The organism is Limnothrix sp. FACHB-1083, from assembly GCF_014696485.1.
In the GTDB taxonomy this organism is placed as follows: Bacteria; Cyanobacteriota; Cyanobacteriia; order CACIAM-69d; family CACIAM-69d; genus CACIAM-69d.
In genome coordinates this window covers 305,975-324,284 of the sequence record NZ_JACJQD010000003.1, presented here as the reverse complement: position 1 = coordinate 324,284, position 18,310 = coordinate 305,975, and the positions used below count along the sequence as shown (strand labels likewise).

General features: G+C 56.4%; 14 protein-coding genes. 7 read left to right on the top strand and 7 right to left on the bottom strand.

What is annotated here, in order from left to right; all coding sequences use genetic code 11:
• Window positions 1-178: 178 nt before the first annotated feature.
• Both H6F46_RS05585 and H6F46_RS05580 read right to left on the bottom strand, forming a co-directional pair.
• Window positions 179-514 carry an MgPME-cyclase complex family protein gene (locus H6F46_RS05585; RefSeq protein ID WP_190353877.1) on the bottom strand — a complete coding sequence of 112 codons (336 nt, stop codon included), beginning with the start codon at window positions 512-514 and terminating at the stop codon, window positions 179-181.
• 130 nt (window positions 515-644) lie between these two features.
• Complete coding sequence (locus H6F46_RS05580) at window positions 645-1,388, bottom strand: pyridoxine 5'-phosphate synthase (protein ID WP_190353876.1); 744 nt, start codon at window positions 1,386-1,388, stop codon at window positions 645-647.
• 662 nt (window positions 1,389-2,050) lie between these two features.
• On the opposite strand from H6F46_RS05580, the gene H6F46_RS05575 reads away from it, so the two are divergent.
• The 3 genes from H6F46_RS05575 to H6F46_RS05565 all read left to right on the top strand — a co-directional run bounded on the left by H6F46_RS05575 (window position 2,051) and on the right by H6F46_RS05565 (window position 7,119).
• Entirely contained in the window at window positions 2,051-2,947 is an 897-nt protein-coding gene (locus tag H6F46_RS05575; protein WP_099533004.1) for a pentapeptide repeat-containing protein, read from the top strand.
• A 122-nt stretch (window positions 2,948-3,069) separates the two neighbouring features.
• On the top strand, window positions 3,070-4,428 hold the full coding sequence (der, locus tag H6F46_RS05570; protein WP_099533003.1) for a ribosome biogenesis GTPase Der: 1,359 nt from the start codon (window positions 3,070-3,072) through the stop codon (window positions 4,426-4,428).
• A gap of 231 nt (window positions 4,429-4,659) precedes the next feature.
• Window positions 4,660-7,119, top strand: a complete 2,460-nt coding sequence (locus tag H6F46_RS05565) for a VIT domain-containing protein (RefSeq protein WP_242027793.1) — start codon at window positions 4,660-4,662, stop codon at window positions 7,117-7,119.
• A gap of 76 nt (window positions 7,120-7,195) precedes the next feature.
• Here H6F46_RS05565 and H6F46_RS05560 read toward each other — a convergent pair whose 3' ends face one another.
• The 3 genes from H6F46_RS05560 to ccsB form a co-directional block, all read right to left on the bottom strand.
• Window positions 7,196-8,983, bottom strand: coding sequence for a chromosome segregation ATPase (locus tag H6F46_RS05560; RefSeq protein WP_190353875.1), 1,788 nt, complete (start codon window positions 8,981-8,983; stop codon window positions 7,196-7,198).
• A 261-nt stretch (window positions 8,984-9,244) separates the two neighbouring features.
• A complete protein-coding gene (locus tag H6F46_RS05555) occupies window positions 9,245-10,996 on the bottom strand; it encodes a glycosyltransferase family 61 protein (protein WP_190353874.1) in 1,752 nt (583 codons plus the stop codon).
• Between the two features lie 23 nt (window positions 10,997-11,019).
• Window positions 11,020-12,030, bottom strand: a complete 1,011-nt coding sequence (gene ccsB, locus H6F46_RS05550) for a c-type cytochrome biogenesis protein CcsB (protein ID WP_099533000.1) — start codon at window positions 12,028-12,030, stop codon at window positions 11,020-11,022.
• Window positions 12,031-12,347: 317 nt separating this feature from the next.
• Between ccsB and H6F46_RS05545 the strand changes: the two genes are divergently transcribed.
• On the top strand, window positions 12,348-12,716 hold the full coding sequence (locus tag H6F46_RS05545) for a hypothetical protein (RefSeq protein WP_190353873.1): 369 nt from the start codon (window positions 12,348-12,350) through the stop codon (window positions 12,714-12,716).
• A gap of 40 nt (window positions 12,717-12,756) precedes the next feature.
• Complete coding sequence (locus tag H6F46_RS05540) at window positions 12,757-13,230, top strand: hypothetical protein (protein WP_206753573.1); 474 nt, start codon at window positions 12,757-12,759, stop codon at window positions 13,228-13,230.
• 108 nt (window positions 13,231-13,338) lie between these two features.
• Here H6F46_RS05540 and psaK read toward each other — a convergent pair whose 3' ends face one another.
• Window positions 13,339-13,614, bottom strand: a complete 276-nt coding sequence (gene psaK / locus H6F46_RS05535; RefSeq protein ID WP_099533036.1) for a photosystem I reaction center subunit PsaK — start codon at window positions 13,612-13,614, stop codon at window positions 13,339-13,341.
• Window positions 13,615-14,098: 484 nt separating this feature from the next.
• Between psaK and H6F46_RS05530 the strand changes: the two genes are divergently transcribed.
• Window positions 14,099-14,788 (top strand): phosphoribosylanthranilate isomerase, encoded by a 690-nt coding sequence (locus H6F46_RS05530; protein ID WP_190353872.1) that lies wholly within the window; start codon window positions 14,099-14,101, stop codon window positions 14,786-14,788.
• Between the two features lie 8 nt (window positions 14,789-14,796).
• Here the strand turns inward: H6F46_RS05530 and H6F46_RS05525 are convergent, their stop codons facing one another.
• The gene (locus H6F46_RS05525; RefSeq protein ID WP_190353871.1) at window positions 14,797-16,887 is read right to left on the bottom strand and encodes a PAS domain S-box protein; all 2,091 of its coding nucleotides are present in this window, start codon (window positions 16,885-16,887) and stop codon (window positions 14,797-14,799) included.
• Between the two features lie 221 nt (window positions 16,888-17,108).
• Here H6F46_RS05525 and rlmN point away from each other — a divergent pair, with 221 nt between their 5' ends.
• Window positions 17,109-18,251 (top strand): 23S rRNA (adenine(2503)-C(2))-methyltransferase RlmN, encoded by a 1,143-nt coding sequence (gene rlmN / locus H6F46_RS05520; protein ID WP_190353870.1) that lies wholly within the window; start codon window positions 17,109-17,111, stop codon window positions 18,249-18,251.
• Window positions 18,252-18,310 lie beyond the last annotated feature (59 nt).

Genomic DNA, 18,310 nt, shown 5'->3' with positions numbered 1-18,310 from the left:
CACCTAAAAACTAATTCCGTCACATTTGGCAATCACCGATCAACGCCAGCAATCACCGATCAACACCAAAAGGGAGGATCCGACTGTGGATCCTCCCTCTTCCCCAACGCACAGCCCTGGCCAAGACCAATCGGGGTATTCAGCCTTGCGCTGGTTATCGTAGTCGCTTGTGCAGAACCTAGCTGGCCGAAACGGGAGCCAACGACTTTAACGGTTCCGGAATCGACTCAGAAGGCGCTTCAAACTGGCCCGTCGCCACATATTCCAACCGTAACCGCAACCAGGTGATGAAGGTGGGGTTGGTGGAAATGATCGCCGCCGACGGTTGGGGGCATTGCTTCTTCATTTCCTTGAACTCAGGAGCTTCCAGGAATGCCGGTTGCTCCACCAGCCAAAAATCAATTTCCTGTTCCCGCTCGTGATAGTTGCGCGTCCGTTCCTTGAGCACTTCTTCAAGGGGTTCTTCTTCCAGGAGAAAATGACGGCTAGCCAAACAGAAGTGATAGGTGGTCATCGGTTTTGGGGAGAGGTAGCAGGTTTACCAGAGGAATTTTAAGGACTTTGAAAACAGGCGCAATCAACGGAAGTGCTAGCGACTTTGCATTTTAGCGGCCTGGCGATCGAATCGTTGGGCGATCGCACCCCTAGCGACGAAACTTTATATCCAACGCTGCCCGCTGCAAAATTTCCTTCATCTCGCGCACCGCTCGCTCCATGCCCACCAGCGCCGCCCGACTGACGATCGTGTGGCCAATGTTTAGCTCTTCCATGCCGTCAATGCAGGCCACTTCGTAGGTGTTCCAATAGGTCAAGCCGTGGCCCGCATTCACCCGCAAGCCCGCCTCCCGGGCCCGCCAAGCGCCTTGGGCCAAAATTCCCAGCTCCTTGCGCCGCTCTTCGGGGCTGTGAGCTTCCGCATAGCGACCCGTGTGCAGCTCAATGAATTTCGCGCCCGTTTTGGCAGAGGCTTCAATTTGCTTGCTGTCGGCATCAATGAACAGGCTGACGGGAATCTGGGCATCTTGCAGGGCTTCCACCACATCTCCGAGCCGATCGACCGCCCCCACCACGTCCAGGCCGCCTTCAGTGGTCACCTCTTCTCGCCGCTCAGGCACGAGGGTCACGTAATCCGGCTTGATATCCAGGGCGATCGCCACCATTTCATCGGTCGCCGCCATTTCCAAATTCAAATGGGTGCGCACCGTTTGCCGCAACAGACGCACATCGCGCTCTTGAATGTGGCGGCGATCTTCGCGCAGGTGTACCGTAATCCCATCCGCACCCCCCAATTCTGCCAAAACAGCCGCGGCCACCGGATCCGGCTCCACGGTGCGGCGGGCTTGGCGGATGGTGGCAATGTGGTCAATATTGACTCCGAGGGTCAGCAAGGGGACTGTCTCCGGTATGTGAGTGAATAAAATGATGAATAACTAGCGGAATGACCAACGAACTGGGTCAGACTAGTGGACGCATCTGGATTGATGATTGTAGCGAATGTTGCCGATCGATTGGGCAGTTACGACGGATTGCCGGATTGCCGGTTGCTCGGGTTCAATGGTCAAGTCTGTTGCGTTTTAGCCTGCCGAGTCTGGGGCTTTCAAGCTTAGGGTTAATGCAACGGCTTCCGAGTCTAGGGCTGCTGAGCTTGAGCCTGTCGAGTTTCAAGAAACCCAACGAACCCATAAAAAAAATCCCCATTCCCATTGGGAGCTGAGGATTTGGCATTGGGGTGCATCTATTTTCAAAAACTGATTGCTCGATCGCCCAAGGGTCATCCGGATGATTTAGCCACTTTCCTGGCCAATTTGCGGGGCGATCGGGTCAAGCCAGCTAGCTCACGGAAGCCTTTGAAGACTTTTTCATCACCACAGGGCGATGGGAGGCGGGGGCAACCTTGGGTTGCCTTTCAACGGCTTCATTGCCTTGATATGCTTAGTCCAATGGGCAGAACCATTCAATTTCTTCGTCGATCTATTCAATTTCGTCGATCAACCCCTTCTCGTTCCCTGTCGCACCTTGCTGCATCGTCCTCAGAGCCGGAGTCAACAGGATGGCAAACCCCGAGCACCTCGTGCTGATCGAGCAAGGTGCAGATGTTTGGAACCGCTGGCGACGCGCCAACCCCAACGTCTATCCCAACCTCCGCGAAGCCGATCTCAGCAAAGTTAACTTGCAGCAATTTGACCTCAGCCATGCGGATTTGTGTATGGCGAATTTGGAAGGGGCCAATTTGCAGCGGGCCAGCCTTCGCAAAACCAACCTCTACACGGCCAACCTATCGGGGGTGAACCTGCGGGAATCGGTGATGCGTCATGTGGACTTTCGCGAGGCAACCTTGCGACGGGCGGATCTGTGCATGAGTGTGGTGCGGGAGTCGGACTTTAGCCGAGCTGATTTGCGGGAAGCTAGTCTTTACACGGCCAACCTGAAGGGAATTAAGCTGCGGGAGGCGGATCTCAGCCGCTGCGATTTGCGAGAAGCGAACTTGGGCATGGCAGATCTGCGGGAGGCGAACCTGCGAGAGGCTAATTTGAGCCTGGCGATCGTCTGTTTGGCCAACTTGGTGGGGGCCAACCTATATTGCGCCAATATCCGCATGGCGAATCTCAGCTTGGCTAACCTCTGCATGGCCAGCTTGATGAGTGCCAATTTGGATGAGGCGACCCTGATTGGGGCGAATCTCATTGGGGCCAACCTGTATATGGCAACGCTGCGAGATGCCATTTTGCGGGAAGCGGATTTGCGGGAGGTGACCCTCAGCCAGGTGGATGTGTCCGGGGCGAATTTGATGTTGGCTAACCTGAGCATGGCCAATTTGCGAGAAGCGAAATTCCATGGAGCCAACTTGGAAGGAGCCAATCTACACCGGGCGAATCTTTACTCAGCTTCCTTTGAGGGCGCTCTGATGGCGGCGGCGATTATGCCCGATGGTCACAAGCACGAGTGATGGGCCAAGAATTCCTGAATTACCTGAATTATCAGAATTCCTGAATTAATCGTGAATTACGTCTTCCAAATCGCGCTATGATTGCTAGTTTGGTTTTGAACAAAGAGCGGTAGGTGAGGCGTATGTCTCTTCCGGTGGTGGCGATCGTGGGACGGCCCAACGTGGGCAAATCGACCCTGGTGAATCGGTTCGCGGGGGATCAATCAGCGATCGTGTTCGACCAACCGGGGATCACGCGCGATCGCACCTATCGGCCGGCATTCTGGGGCGATCGGGATTTCCTGGTGGTGGATACGGGCGGGCTGGTGTTTGATGATGACACGGAGTTTTTGCCCCTGATCCGCGAGCAGGCGATGGCGGCCCTGTCGGAGGCGGCGGTGGCGATTTTTGTGGTGGATGGGAAGCAAGGCCCCACCGATGCCGATCGGGAAATTGCCGATTGGTTACGTCGCCAACCGAAGCCGGTGTTGCTGGCGGTGAACAAGTGTGAATCACCGGATCAGGGCTTGGCTCAGGCGAGTCTGTTTTGGGAATTGGGATTGGGTGAACCCTTCGCGGTGTCAGGCATTCACGGCAACGGCACGGGAGATTTGTTGGATGCGGCGCTTCGCTACCTGCCGCCTGTGGATCAGTTGCCGGAGGAACCGGAGCTGAACATTGCGATCGTGGGGCGGCCGAATGTGGGCAAGTCCAGTTTGTTGAACGCCTTTGTGGGCGAAAACCGGGCGATCGTCAGTCCCATTTCGGGAACCACTCGGGACTCGATCGACATGGTGGTGGAGCGTAATGGCAAGCGCTACCGGCTGATCGACACCGCCGGGATTCGCCGCAAGAAAATGATCGACTACGGCCCAGAATTTTTCAGCATCAATCGGGCCTTCAAGGCCATCCGTCGATCGGATGTGGTGTTGTTGGTGATTGATGTGTTGGATGGCATCACGGAACAAGATCAGCGCCTGGCGGGCCGGATTACCGATGATGGGCGAGCCTGTGTTTTGGTGGTGAATAAGTGGGATGCGGTGGATAAGGATTCCACCTCAATCTATGAATATGAGCGGGAATTGCGTAGCCGTCTCTATTTCCTAGATTGGGCGGAAATGATTTTCACCAGTGCCGTGACCGGTCAGCGAGTCCCGAAGATTTTGGAATTGGTCGATCGCGCCGCTGAGCAACATCGTCGCCGGGTTTCCACGGCCACAATCAATGAGGTGTTGGAAGATGCGCTGCGTTGGCACTCGCCGCCAACCACCCGCCAAGGCAAGCAGGGCAAGATCTATTACGGAACCCAAGTCAGCAGCCAACCGCCAGCCATCGCCCTGTTTGTGAACGATCCCCACCGGTTCAACGACAACTATCGCCGCTACATTGAGGGCCATTTCCGTAAAGAATTGGGCTTTGAAGGCACTCCGGTGAAATTCTTCTGGCGCGGCAAAAAGACCCGCGACGCAGAACGCACCACAAACCGTGCAACCAGGGTCTAGATGGATCCGGAAGGTGATCGTCGATCGCGGAACTAAAACAGAAGCACTACAACAGTAGTACAGCCATGCAAAACCCCGACTCGGGACAGCGCCCCAAAAATGCCCCCAAGGCATGAACAGGAGGGTCAGTCGTTCCGGGTCGAGTTTGGTTGGGCCCGTTGACCGGTGGGCCCGAACGTTGGATGGCAATGGATTGCTAATGGGGCCCGGTGTGAGGCCATGGGGATCGAGATGAGTAAGCAAATGACGGCGATCAAGTGGATGGTGGTGCTGGCTGCGGGGGGCGTGATGGTTCAGTCGTCAGCACCCGTGATGGCGCGATCGATGCCCAAAACCGATGCCATGGCTGCCATAACTCGCCCCACGGTTGCTCCCGCTGCTCAGTTAACACAACGAATGTCTCCGGAGGGCCGCCCGATGGTTTCGCCCCAGCCCGATCGCCCGGTGGGCGGTCTCTATGCCCCCAATCCCGATGGCTCGATCGATCGGTTTGTGTTGGATAAAACCGAGGTGACCGCCCAGGTGACCGGCAACCTGTCGCGAGTGACGGTGCAACAGACCTTTACGAATCCGTTCGATCGCCCTTTGGAGGCGGTTTATGTCTTTCCACTGCCGGAAAATGCCGCCGTGGACGATATGGAAATTCGGATTGGCGATCGGGTGATTAAGGGAGATTTAAAAACCCGCGAAGAAGCCCGCCAAATTTATGAGCAAGCCCGCCAAGAGGGTCGCACGGCCGGACTGTTGGAGCAAGAGCGCGATAATATCTTCACCCAATCTTTGGCTAACATTCGTCCCGGGGAAGCGATCCAAGTCACCATTCAATACACCGAATCCCTGAAGTTTGAAGGGGGGGATTATGAATTTGTGTTCCCAATGGTGGTGGGGCCGCGGTATAACCCCGGCAACCCGATCGGCCCCAATGGCAGCACGGATCAAGTGCCCGATGGTTCGCGGATTAATCCGCCAGTGTTGCCCCCCGGCAGTCGATCGGGCCATGACATCAGCCTTCGACTGTCGATCGATGCGGGCGTGCCGATCGAAGCGGTGCGATCACCCTCCCACAAAATCGACTTCACCGGCAAGGGGCGCTTTACCGCCGTGCAACTGTCCCCAGCGGACTCAATTCCTAACAAAGACTTCATCCTCCGCTATCGGGTGGCGGGGGCCAACACCCAAGCCAGCGTGCTCACCCAAGGGGACGATCGGGGCGGTTTCTTTGGGCTATATCTGATCCCGGCGATTGGCTATCCCCAGCGGGCGATCGTGCCCAAGGATGTGGTGTTCTTGATGGACACTTCCGGTTCCCAACAGGGGCAGCCGTTGGCCAAGTCCAAGGAATTGATGCGCCGTTTCATCAATGGTCTGAACCCTAACGACACCTTCACGATCATTGACTTTGCCAATGCGGCCACCCGCTTGTCCGATCGCCCCTTGGCCAACACCGCCGCCAACCGACAGCGGGCCTTGGGCTACATTGAAGCCCTGCAAGCCAACGGCGGGACTAATCTGCAAGCGGGCATCGATGAGGTATTGCGGTTTCCAGCGGCCGAAGCGGGGCGGTTGCGGAGTGTGGTGCTGCTGACCGATGGCTACATTGGCAACGATCGGGAGGTGATCGCCAGCGTTCAGCGCAATCTAAAACCCGGGAATCGGCTGTTTAGCTTTGGGGTGGGCAGTTCCGTCAACCGCTTTTTGCTCGATCGCCTGGCGGAAGTGGGACGCGGAACCCTGCAAGTGGTGCGCCAAGACGAAACCACCGAAGCTCCCGTGGAAAAATTCTTTCGTCAAATTGCCAACCCGGTGCTCACGGAGGTGCGGGTGCGTTGGGAAGGGCCCGGCCCTGGCCCAGATCTTTATCCGGCCGCCGCGCCGGATCTGTTTGCGGCTCAACCCTTGGTGATCTTTGGGCGCAAGGCCGATCGCGCCCCCGGAACCCTAATTGTGACGGGCAGAACCGCCGGTAGCCAACCCTTTGAACAACGGTTCAAGGTGGAGTTTAGTCAGAGCGATCGACCGGCCATTGCTCAACTGTGGGCCCGGTCACGGATCAAAGACCTCATGAATCAGCTCTATGGCAACGAGGTGAAATCCCTGATCGATCGGGTGGTTGAAACCTCCTTGGCCTACCGAGTTTTGTCTCAATACACTGCCTTTGTGGCCGTGAGTGAGGAAGTGCGTGTCAACCCGGATGGTTCAACCCAGCGGGTGACGGTTCCCGTGGAGTTGCCAGAAGGAACCAGCTATGAAGGCTTCTTTGGCGCATCTGATCGCTCCGAGGCGGCTCGATCGGTAGGTGCTCCCCCGCGCCCCACGGGTGGCCGCAGCGGCTTGCAACCCGCGCCCCTCCCGATCGCCCCGCCGCCGCCCGCTGGGGAAGTGGAGGGCGATCTTACGTCTCCGTTGCCAACGGCCCCCACGGTGCAGATTGCCAGCGCACCGGGATTGGATCAACGGGCGATCGAGCAGCTCACGCAATATCTCAAACGCAATTTGCCAGCTAATCTGCGGGGGACGTTCGTGGTTACCCTCACCCTGGAACGCGGTTCCGTGGTAGGCGTGGTTTGGGATGACACGGTTTCCAGTGCCCTGACCCCCGAGCAAGCGGCCCAATTCCGGCAAGTGCTGCTGCGTTGGGCCAATGCTCCAACCAACTTGCGATCGCTTCAATTGCAAGTGGAATTGCGCTAGGGGGATGCCTGAATAGCCAAAACTGCACAGCCAAAACTGCACAGCCAAAACCGTGACCTGATGGGCTTCGTCGAGGTTAGGGGCTGGCTGGCGCAGGCGAGATCCACCGTTGCCAAGCACTAATTTGGGTTTGGGCAGCCTCGTAGGTGGTGGCTGCCCGGGGAATGCGGCGAGCCAAGGCCACCGCACCGGGTAAGTCGCCGTTGGCCGCCTGCTGTTGGGCCAAAGCCAAAAGCTGCTGGCTCCAGCGGGCAATGTTACCGTCAGCCTGACTCCGCCAAGGGCTGTTGCGTTTGACCCGATCGGCCAGCAGGATGGCGCTCACGAGTCCGTCCGGACTGTTGGCGGTGGCGAGCTGTTGGGCCTCCGTGAGTTGTTGTTGATCTTGGCGCTGGGTTTGCCAACGGGCGATCGCCTGTTGGGCCTGGCGATAGAGCGATCGACCACTGGCAACTTGGTTCGCCATGTCGATCGCCCCCGCGAGGTCGCCCCCCCGAGCCAGCTCCTCCGCCTGTTGCAAAATTGGCTCGTCCTGTCGCTGTTCCAACTCCGCTCGCCAAGCGGCCACCCGGCGACGGGCATCGGCGGCCAAAGGGCTTTCCGGTTCAATGCGCTGGGCTTGGGCGATCGCCTCGGCCCAACGCCCCTGACCAGCCAGGGTTTCCGCTTGATCCAACAGGGGGCGATCGCGCAGTTCTTGAATTTGACGGCTCCAGTTGGTAATTTCCCGCCGCGCCAGGGCCGCCAAACCGCTGGTGTCCGGAATTTCCTGAGCCTGGGAAATGGCGTTGGTCAAGTCTACCAATGTGCCCGATTGGGCTAACTCTTTTGCTCGTTCCAACCGCGCTGCATCTTCGCTGTCCCGTCGCCATTGGGCAATTTTGGCTTGGGCCCGTTCATAGAGGGGCCGCCCTTCCGGAATTTTGCTGGCCTCCTCGATCGCCACTTCCAAATCCTTAGGCGTGCCCCCTTTGGCCGCCGTTTCCGCCGTTGCCAGGTTGCGTAAATCTTCCGCCTGGGCCCGCAACGATTCCCGATCGGGCAGCAAATCCGCCCACCGCAACGCCGCCTCTCCATTGCCGCGATCGATACTTGCCTGGGCTAAGGTCAGCACCTGTTCCGTTAAATCCGCGATTGTCTGTTGCGCCAGGGGATAAAGTCGCCGCCGTGCTTCAATGCCCCGCAGCAGTTCAAAGGCCTGCTCAAAGCGATCGGGATTGCCGCCTTTTGCCAGCGCCAGGGCCCGGCGAATCCGTCCATCATCCTGGCGCGTTTCCGCAATCAGCACCCGCAGCTCATCGTGTTTGACCGTTGCCCAATAGCGCAGGGGGCCACGCACCAGCCGGTTAGCATTCCCGATCGCCGCATCCCACTTGCGTTGGTCGATCGCCCCAATCACCGCGTTATAAATGCCTTCTGCCTCCCGCCAGTTCCGCTCCCAGTCGGCCATCTGTGTTTTCACTTGACCGTGATTGGGAACCGTTGTTGGGATCTGACGAGCAATTTTCAGCGCCTCTTCCAAGTTGCCCGCTTGCACGGCTCCATCCGCCAACCGCAAAATTTCCTCCACCCAAGCGACTAAGTAGCGATTCGCTTGGGGGCGCAATTCGTGATCTGCCGGGAGCACCTCCACCAGGGCGATCGCCTCCAGCAAATCCCGTACCGTCCGCTTGTTGGCCGCCACTTCCGCGCAGTAAAGGCGCATGGAAGCCGAAGCCAGCGGCCAAAAGATGGCGGGGCAGTTGGGCAAGGCCGGAACCCGCAACAACAGGGCGATCGCCAGGGCCGTCACAACCAGCAACGCGCCACCAATGGCAGCCGACAGCACCAACCAAGAACGATGAGCAGGTTTGGGCGAAATCACAGTGACGCACTCGAGAAGGGACGCACTCGGCAAGGTTTGGATCGAACGAGTCGATCGCGTCCCGAATCTTAACCTTAGTGGAGAGACGACGGGGATCGCAATCATGCAATCAACTTCGTTATCACTATTGGGAATCAGAGATTGAGAGTTTGGATCAAGCTAGCTTGATCAGTCAGCTATATGCATGATTGAGACCCTAAACCTAGAAAGTTGAAACTCAGCATCTAAGTGTGGTGGTTTATTTTAAAGGATTCAAATGAATTATGTGCAATTGTAGCTTTCATTCGAATTAAAGCAACGCTCCAGTGCTTGAACAAGAGTTGGTGGTGAGAGAGTTAGATTATGATAAAAGCTGATTTGACTAAGAGAAGGATGAGAATTATTGAGAACAGTGTTACCTGGCAAGTAATAATATTGAAAACCTAATTGGTGACTCATGCGCCAGTAGCATTGATTGACATAACTTGGAGCAAAAAATTCTAATATCTTCACGGATTTTTGACACCAAATCATGTTCGTGAAAGCCGCTCCATGAGGGCCGGCGATAACTTCTGCTTGCGAAAAAAGGTCAACTTGTTCAGTAAATGACAAGCCCTCAGAAACATACTCAAAGTTAAATTTCTCTAAGATTGGACGCAACTCGTTTTCATTTAAAACTCGTCGAGCACGGGAACGGGATAAATATAAACGTTTCGATGGATATGAATTCAAATTGTTTCTAGGTAACAGCCAATCACGTAGTTTGTGAAGACTCCGGCTATGGCACTCAATGATGCCCAGAAAATTAAATGTCAAAATTGTGTCGGCTGCTAAATGATTAATGAATTGGCTAGAAATACAATTCTTCTCACTGATTCCCAGCGCTTCTAAGCTTTGAATCTGAAAAGGCAAAGACTCCCCATGAAAGTACCAGTAATCGATTGTTTGACCTATGGATTTTGAGAATTCTAGAAGATCAATCACTTGAGGTAGGAACTCAGTAACCCAGTGAAAGTAATTATTGGTATTTTGCTTGGCAATGACAGCTACTGTTCCTGCAATGTATTGGGGATGCGAGAGTTGATTGGAAGTAGTAATCAGGCGCTCTGCTCCAATTGACAGACCATCAATTACTGCTCCATCTCGATTCCAGAATACTCGATTGCAAGAATCTACCCAAACACGCCCCTGCTCAATGGCCCAGCAGTGGCGAGGAAATTGACCAAGCGGGCCGAGCGGGGCAAAGGTGGTAACATTATGATCTGCAAGAATCGGCTGCGGCTCGGGTATCTCTGAGGAATCAGAAATTGGCCATTCTACTAACTGTCCTATTCCGTTTTCTGTATTGTCAATTAATGGTAAACGTTCAATCGAGCATAGTAGATCAGGAATAAATTCATCTAATAACGCATCTGGGATACTTCGATAGAGACAACTGCGAGCCTCTTCATGTCGATCAAGGGCTGTAAATGCCTCAAAAAGGAGATTATGAGGTGCATGAGAGTCTGGGGCAATACGTAACACCCGCAAACACCAGCGGGCTGCGAGGGCTGCATTGCCCTGGTGGATTAATTGGCGAACTTCGGGAATGAGCCGTTTCAAGGCCGCTTGCTCGAAGGCGGCGGCTTCGGTGGGTCGATCGCGCCGCCGCAGCCAACGGCTGAGATCGTCGAGGGTTTGCAGGGAAATGAGGGTGGGGTTCAGCGCGATCGCGTTCAGGAACTGCTCGATCGCCCCATTGTGTTCCCCCAGCTCCCATTGGAGTTTGCCGAGTTCCCAATGGGCGATCGCCGTTTGGGAGGGCTGGGGCAATCCTTGGGCGATCGCCTGGTTCCAGGCTTGGACGGCCGCTGGTCGGCGATCGGCTCCCCGTAGCGACTGGGCTAAGGAACCGTAGGCCAGGGCGGAATCAGGAGCCAACTGGATCGCCTGTCGATCGAGCGCGATCGCCTCGGGCCAATTGCCCTGCTCACGACAAGCGGCCGCTCGATCGAGCAGCCGCTGCAGGTCTGGGGTGAGGTCTGATGCCGCCACAGGAACTAGCCGTTGATTAACCCTTAAAAAAACCAGCCGTAGGAATGCAGGCCCTTGCCCAGCAGGTTCACGCCCAAATAGCAAACCCAAACCACCACAAAGCCCAAGGCGGCCAGGATCGCCGGTTTGCGGCCTTGCCAGCCTTTGGTTAAGCGGGCGTGGAGATAGGCAGCGAACACCAACCAGGTGATGAAAGCCCAGGTTTCTTTAGGATCCCAGCTCCAGTAGGATCCCCAAGCTTCGTTGGCCCACACGCCACCGGCAATGATGCCAATGGTGAGCAGGGGAAAGCCCAGCCCGATCGTCCGGTAGCTGATGTTATCCAGGGTGTCCGCCAGGGTCAACCGTTGGGGCGACAGGTTCAGGGCGGTGGTGCTGTCAGTGGCGGGGCGATCGAGCAGGGCAACCCCGCTAGCTTCACCCCCGATCGACAGGGCGGCCGGTGCTTCAACGGCCGCCGTGCTGACCGCCAGCCGCGCCACCTTATCCCGAAAACTGCCCGTGCCCACGGAGCTACCGCGCAGGGTCACATTCTGCCCCTTCGTCACAATCAAAAAGGCGATCGCCAGCAGCGACCCCACCATCAGGGCCGAATAGCTGAGCATCATCACACTCACATGCATCATCAGCCAGTTGGACTTCAGGGCCGGAACCAACGGCTCAGCGGCCTGCATACTGTCCGGGAGGGACAGGGCCGCAAAGGCCGTAATCCCCATGGCCACGGGAGCCGTGACAATTCCAACCCAGCGGCTGCGGCTGTTGCGTTCGGTCAACAAATGGACAGCCGTGATTCCCCAAGCGAGGAAAAACAGCGATTCATATAAATTGCTGAGGGGGAAATAGCCCGCCTCAATCCATCGTGCGCCCAACAATGCCGCCATGCAGAGGTTGGCGATCGCCATGCCAGCCGTGCCCAAGGATCCCAACAGAATCCATTGGGGAAACGCCGCCCCCACCCAATACAGCAGCATCGTCACCAGCAGGATGCCAAACGATGCGTTATCTAACCAGGTTTGCAGTACAACCAAATCCATAGCTTACGGCGGGTTTAAAAGCCCCTAGTAATCCCAACCATCCACCCTATCAACTCCCGATCGATTCCGTGCAAGTTTCGGCAGCGACGGCGGTTGACCGTGGCGGGATGTTGGGTTGGGGAAACGATTCGATCGCGGTGTTTTCTTCTCTATCGATTTTAGAGAACTAGGGAGCCAGAAAGTCTGGTCTTGGGAGGCAATCACCGTTTGCGCCGCCGAACTGGATCTTGGGGCCCGGCCGATCGGGGCCGGTAAACTAACAAACAAGCCCCTGATTGCTGTTCCCAATCGCCCAACCAGTCAGGCCATTCCGACCCATGAACCCCCTTTTTCCCGATCGCCCCGAGCCGTCTAACATGCCCGAACCGGAACTACCCCAGCCCCCCCAAGCGCAACAGATCGCCCAGAAGCGGGCGATCGCGTTTTTAACCCTGGATATTCAGCGGGTGAAAGCAGCGGCGACAGAATTGCTCGAAAAGCTAGAAGCGGTGCGAACGGGGGAACTAGACGGTTGGGAGCGGTTAGGTAATGCCTATTGTTTGAATCTGTCGGGCGATCGCGCCACGATTGAAGACACGGTGGATGACGAATCGCCAAGTTGCACCCTGTCGATCGAGGAATTTGCCCAACTCGTTCAGGATTGGATTATTGATCTGGAGGCGGACGAAACGGATGAGAATTTCTGATGGCCGCCAGGGACTAATTCAGTAGAACTTCGTAACTAGAATGTCCTTTCCGCCTTCTCTGCCCTGGCTCTCGCTTCGGCAATTTTGGTTCTGTTTTCTGAGCTATTTACTCTTGAGCACCCTGCTGTTCATGGGTAGCTCATTTACCATGCTGGCTTGGATTGTTTATCTATTTTTTCTCTTGCCATTCTATGGATTTTTAATTCTGTGGCTGGCAACCTTAACCAGTCGATATCGTGGATATCGGTTGCAAGTCAAGCCGTTATTTTTAGTCTTGGTTCTGGTTAGCCAAATTTTGGCAATTATCGTGAGTCCGGGGAATTGCTATGGTTTCAAGCAAGGCAATCAATGCTATAGCCTGGCTCAGGTTTGGTGGGGAAATTTAGGCGAAATCAGTTCTCAAAATCAACCGCCCCATTGGAGTGCGATCGAGCAATCCTTTTTGCCCCTTCTGGTAATTTACGGTTTTCTGTTAGTGCTATCAATTAGTACGCTTAGGCGATCTAGTCGATAAACAAGGGGCTTAAGATCTTGGTTTTAAACCCCTTGTTCTGAAAATTGGGTGGAAATTTTTGCGTGATGCTAACGTGCGGTTTTAAAGCCGACGTTGAGCAACTAAACCCTACAGCAAACCAGCGTTAGCCAAACCTAAAATCATCCCTGCTCCCAACAGGTGACCAAAGCTCGCGGTTGCCAACAATTCCGGAATCCCAAACCCGGTGAAAATGGCAGGCAAAGGCAAGGGCAAAGTGGGGCCAACGCCGCGCTTTTGAATTGCGTAGTAACCAATCACGATCGCAAACACATTGCAAGTGATCATGATGATCCCCACATTGGGTGACCATTCCGTGGTGGTGGCGGTGGCCAAAAGATTTTGAATCGTGAATAGATTAAACAAGGGTCGTTCCTCCAAGGATTCAGAATGCTAAAGCCATCAATTGCTAAAGCCATCAATTGTTGAGGATAATTAACAGAAATTGCCCAAGAGCAAAGCGTTAAAAATCCAATGGAAATTGATATTGTAAACAGGTTGTGAAGGAATCGGGCTGCTGGGAACTGCTGGTTGGATCGAAAATGGGGCTAATGATTGGTGCAAATTCATGACCCATTGATCGGTCATTTTGATCGGTCATTGGCGGCTCATGGATAGCTTATGACTAGCTCAAATTGCCATGAATGAACCATTGCAGCCTGCTGACTCCCCGCAGCGGAAACCGGCCAAATTATAGAAACCCGATCTCAGGGGTAGACAGCCCTGTTATTAAGACTTAACAGAAATTTCGGTAGACTTTAACAGTACTCAACATTGCCAACCTTAGGGTTTTTGGACAACAAGGCCCGATTACAACGCTCAGGCTTGGAATTTTTCGGAATTTTTGCTGATGCTCGTCAAAATTTGCGGACTGAAGGATCCTGACCAAGCGGTGGCGATCGCCCGTTTAGGTGTTTGGGCGATCGGGTTTATTGCTGTGCCCGCTTCGCCGCGCTATGTCAGTCCGGCGCAAATGCGCTTGGTAAGCGATCGGCTGGTGGCGGCGGGCTGTGCAGTGGAGCGGGTGGGCATCTTTGCGAACACGGATTTGGACACGATCGCCGCAACCGTGACCACAGGCAACCTGACGATCGTGCAACTGCATGGGGATGAGTCCCCGGAGTTTTGCGAAGCGGTGCGATCGCGCTTGCCCCATCAAACCCTTTGGAAAGCGCTGCGGGTGCGATCGGCGGAAACCCTTGATTTAGCAGAATCCTACGCAACGGCGGTGGATGCTCTGTTGTTGGATGCTTACCGGCCTGAGGCCTTGGGCGGCACGGGCCACACTCTCGATTGGCAGCGGTTGCAAGCTTGGCGATCGCCTCTGCCTTGGTTTTTGGCGGGTGGCATTACCCCCGATAACGTGCTCCAGGCGATCGACACCCTGGCCATGGCTGCCCCGATCGGGATTGATCTGTCGAGCGGGGTGGAGCGGGGGCCCGCTGATAAAGACCTGGAGCAGGTGGCTCGGTTGTTTCGGGTGTTGCGCCAACGGTTGCCCTTGGCCGCGCCGGTCACCGATCGCCCCTTGGAGTCTTAAGGGCTGGGCTAGTTGCTACCGTCGTCACTGGCTAGGCCAACAGGATGATAGCCGGTGAACTCGGCCACGATCGCCCGCAAGGCTTGATGATCCAGCGGCTTGCTGAGATAGCCCTGCATCCCGGCGGCTAAACAGCGCTGGCGATCGTGCTCCATGGCCAGGGCCGTGGCCGCCACCACGGGTAAATCCTGCCAACGTTCATCACTACGGATTTGCTGCAAGACCGCCAGCCCGTCCATGTCCGGCAGTTGAATATCCAGCAACACCAAATCCACCGGGTGACTGTCTAGCCAATCGATCGCCCGCCAACCGTCTGGGGCGATCGCCACGCCACAACCCCAACTGCTCAACAGGTCTTGCAGCAACTTGGCATTGGTTGAATCGTCTTCAACAACCAAAATTTGCGGTGGCCGGGCCTGTTCCGCCGCCATCACGCGCGCTGCCGATGCGCCGGGTTGAATGGCCGGCGCGGGCGATCGACCGGGAGGCACAAAGGTTAAGGGCAACCGAATCGTGAAGGTGCTGCCTTGGCCCAGCTTGGATTCAAAGTCCACGGAGCCGCCGTGCAATTCCGCTAACTGTCGGGTGAGAGACAGGCCCAACCCCGTGCCCTGGTGCCGACGGGAGAGGGAATTATCCAGTTGATGAAAGGGCTGGAACATGACGGCGCGGGCTTCTTCGGGAATTCCGATCCCGTGATCCCACACGCAAAAATGCACGTAGCCGCCTCGCTCGATCGCCTCAAGGCCAATTTCGCCCCCCTCATGGGAAAACTTGACCGCATTACTAAGCAGGTTCAACAGCATTTGGCGCACACGCACCTCGTCGGCCATCAGAGGTTGCAAGCGTTTGGGAATTCGTTTGCGGATCCGAATATCCCGATCAGCCGCCTGTTGACTGACCAGGGCCAACGCCGAATCGCAAAGGGTGGGCACATCGATCGCCTCGATCGCTAGCTCAATTTGGCCCGCCTCAATTTTGGACAGATCCAACACGTCATTAATCAAACTGAGCAGGTGATCACCACTCTTGCGAATTTGCTCGATATAAACCATCTGTTTTTCGTTCAGGGGCCCATAGAGCTGCTGCTTCAGCAGGGAAGAAAAGCCCAAAATAGCCGTCAGCGGTGTGCGCAACTCATGGGACATGTTGGCCAAAAAGGCGGATTTCAATTGGCTGGCCCGCTCCAATTCCAAGTTTTTGGCCGCCAACTCCGCTTGGGTTTGCTTTTGATCACTGATGTCGCGGGTAACGATCGAAAAGGCCACGGGACGGCCCTGCTCGTCGGGCACGGGCCCCACCGAGACCAACGCAGGGAACCGATCGCCCCCTTGGCGCTGGCAAATGACTTCCCCGCTCCAACCGCCGTCGATCGCCTGCTGCACCAGCCAATGCACTTGTTTTGCGCCCGCTTCTGGATAAAAAGCCGCTGCATTTTGGGGGCGGTTGGGCCCCGTGATCCAACCAAAAACCCGATCGGTCGCCGGGTTCGCATAGATTAAGCCCCCCTGCAAGTCCGCGATCGCGGTGCTGTCGTGGGTTGATTCCAGGGCCCGCACAAACATCTGCACCTGCTGTTCTGCCTGCTTGCGATCGGTGATGTCCCGCGCAATGCCCAAGCCACCAATCAACTCTCCCCCCGCATAGAGCAAACGCCCATTCACCTGCATGTGAATTTCTCGACCAGCGCGATCGAGCAGCGCAAACTCAAAATCCATCAGCTCGCCCGTATGCAACAGGTTGGCAAAGGCCTGGCCCGTGGGTTCCTGAAAAGCCGGAGCCACAAAGTCCATGTAGGGGCGGCCGCGCCATTCGCCCGGTTCAATCCCCAACAACCTCTCTCCGTAGGGATTAATAAACACCAGTCGCCCCAGCAGATCCACCGCATACACCATGTCATTGGCGGTTTCCACATAGGCCCGAAACAGCCCCTCGGAGTTAAAGGGATCCACTTCTGTGGGTTCCTGCGTCCGATCCAAGTTGATGCCGTAGGGCTTGGGCGGCGGCCCGGCGGTTGGGCGATCGCGCCATTGGGCCAGTTGTTGTTCCAGCTCATGCACGCGCTGCTGGAGGCGGGCGTTTTCGGCTTCGAGGGTCATGGAGAGACGGGGAAGAAACAAACAACGGGGCAATCATCGATCAGAGTCGCTACGATCTAAGCTAATACAGGCTTCGATCGACCCTTAATCGGCTACTGAATCGCTTCACGATCGCCCGCCGTTGATCCGCCCAATTTCCAAACCCCCACGCCCGATCGCCCGCTTGGCCAGTGGCGACAGCGCATGGGAGTTTGTTCGGCCCTTTGTCCTGAGACTTGACCATGGCTCCCGCCCCGATCGCCCTGAACACCGCCGCCCAAACCGATTCGCAGATTTTGCAGTCCCGCCCCGATCGTCAGCCCCTGCCGCCGCTGTTGGGTGGCTCCCTCACGGAACTGACCCAATGGGTGAGAGACCAGGGCCAGCCCGCCTATCGTGCCAAGCAGTTGCACCAATGGATCTACGAACGCGGGGCCCGATCGCTGATGGATATCACCGTCTTTCCCAAAAACTGGCGGGAAGCGGCCGCCGACATCCCGATCGGTCGATCGGAGCTGCACCACCGCTCCGAAAGCCATGACGGAACCGTGAAATTCCTGCTGAAGATGACCGACGAGCAAATCGTGGAAACCGTGGGCATTCCCACCCGCGATCGGCTGACGGTTTGCGTCTCGTCCCAAGTGGGCTGCGCCATGGCTTGCGATTTTTGCGCCACGGGCAAGGGCGGCTTTGTGCGCAACCTGTCGCGATCGGAAATTCTGGATCAGGTGCTGACCGTCCAAGAAGACTTCGATCGCCGGGTCAGCAATGTGGTGTTCATGGGCATGGGTGAACCGCTGCATAACCCCGCCGCTGTGCTGAGTGCAACGCGATCGCTCAACCAAGACATCGGCATCGGCAAGCGCTACATCACCATTTCCACCGTGGGCATTCCCGGCCGGATTCGGCAGCTCGCCAACGAACGGCTGCAAGCCACCCTGGCCGTCAGCCTCCACGCGCCCAACCAGGAAATTCGTGAATCGATCGTCCCCAGCGCCGCCCAATACCCGATCGAAGAGTTGATCGAAGACTGCCGCGACTACGCCGCCGAAACCGGCCGCCGCGTCACCTTTGAATACATCCTGTTGGCGGGGGTCAACGACAGCCGCGACTGTGCCGCCGAGCTAGCGGAGTTGTTGCGCGGGTTCCAAGCCCACGTCAACCTAATTCCCTACAACCCGATCGCGGAGGTGGACTACCAGCGCCCCGACCCGATGCGCGTGCGGGACTTCATGCAAACCCTGGACGATCGCCGCGTCGCCGTCAGTGTTCGCCGCACCCGGGGCCTGGAATCGGACGCAGCCTGTGGCCAACTCCGCGCCAACCTAGGCAAAACCACCGGCAAAATCGGCCGCTTTGGGGGCGATCGCACCCCCCGCCGCTAAAATATCCAAGCCAGGAATGGGGTTATGTTAAAAGCAAAACCCCTATTCCGATTCGTACA

Excerpts from the sequence above, each read along its gene's own strand:
- H6F46_RS05585 (WP_190353877.1), bottom strand. The coding sequence starts at position 514 with ATGACCACCTATCACTTCTGTTTGGCTAGCCGTCATTTTCTCCTGGAA.
- H6F46_RS05575 (WP_099533004.1), top strand. The coding sequence starts at position 2,051 with ATGGCAAACCCCGAGCACCTCGTGCTGATCGAGCAAGGTGCAGATGTT.
- der (WP_099533003.1), top strand. The coding sequence starts at position 3,070 with ATGTCTCTTCCGGTGGTGGCGATCGTGGGACGGCCCAACGTGGGCAAA.
- H6F46_RS05565 (WP_242027793.1), top strand. The coding sequence starts at position 4,660 with ATGAGTAAGCAAATGACGGCGATCAAGTGGATGGTGGTGCTGGCTGCG.
- ccsB (WP_099533000.1), bottom strand. The coding sequence starts at position 12,030 with ATGGATTTGGTTGTACTGCAAACCTGGTTAGATAACGCATCGTTTGGC.
- H6F46_RS05545 (WP_190353873.1), top strand. The coding sequence starts at position 12,348 with ATGAACCCCCTTTTTCCCGATCGCCCCGAGCCGTCTAACATGCCCGAA.
- H6F46_RS05540 (WP_206753573.1), top strand. The coding sequence starts at position 12,757 with ATGTCCTTTCCGCCTTCTCTGCCCTGGCTCTCGCTTCGGCAATTTTGG.
- H6F46_RS05530 (WP_190353872.1), top strand. The coding sequence starts at position 14,099 with ATGCTCGTCAAAATTTGCGGACTGAAGGATCCTGACCAAGCGGTGGCG.
- H6F46_RS05525 (WP_190353871.1), bottom strand. The coding sequence starts at position 16,887 with ATGACCCTCGAAGCCGAAAACGCCCGCCTCCAGCAGCGCGTGCATGAG.
- rlmN (WP_190353870.1), top strand. The coding sequence starts at position 17,109 with ATGGCTCCCGCCCCGATCGCCCTGAACACCGCCGCCCAAACCGATTCG.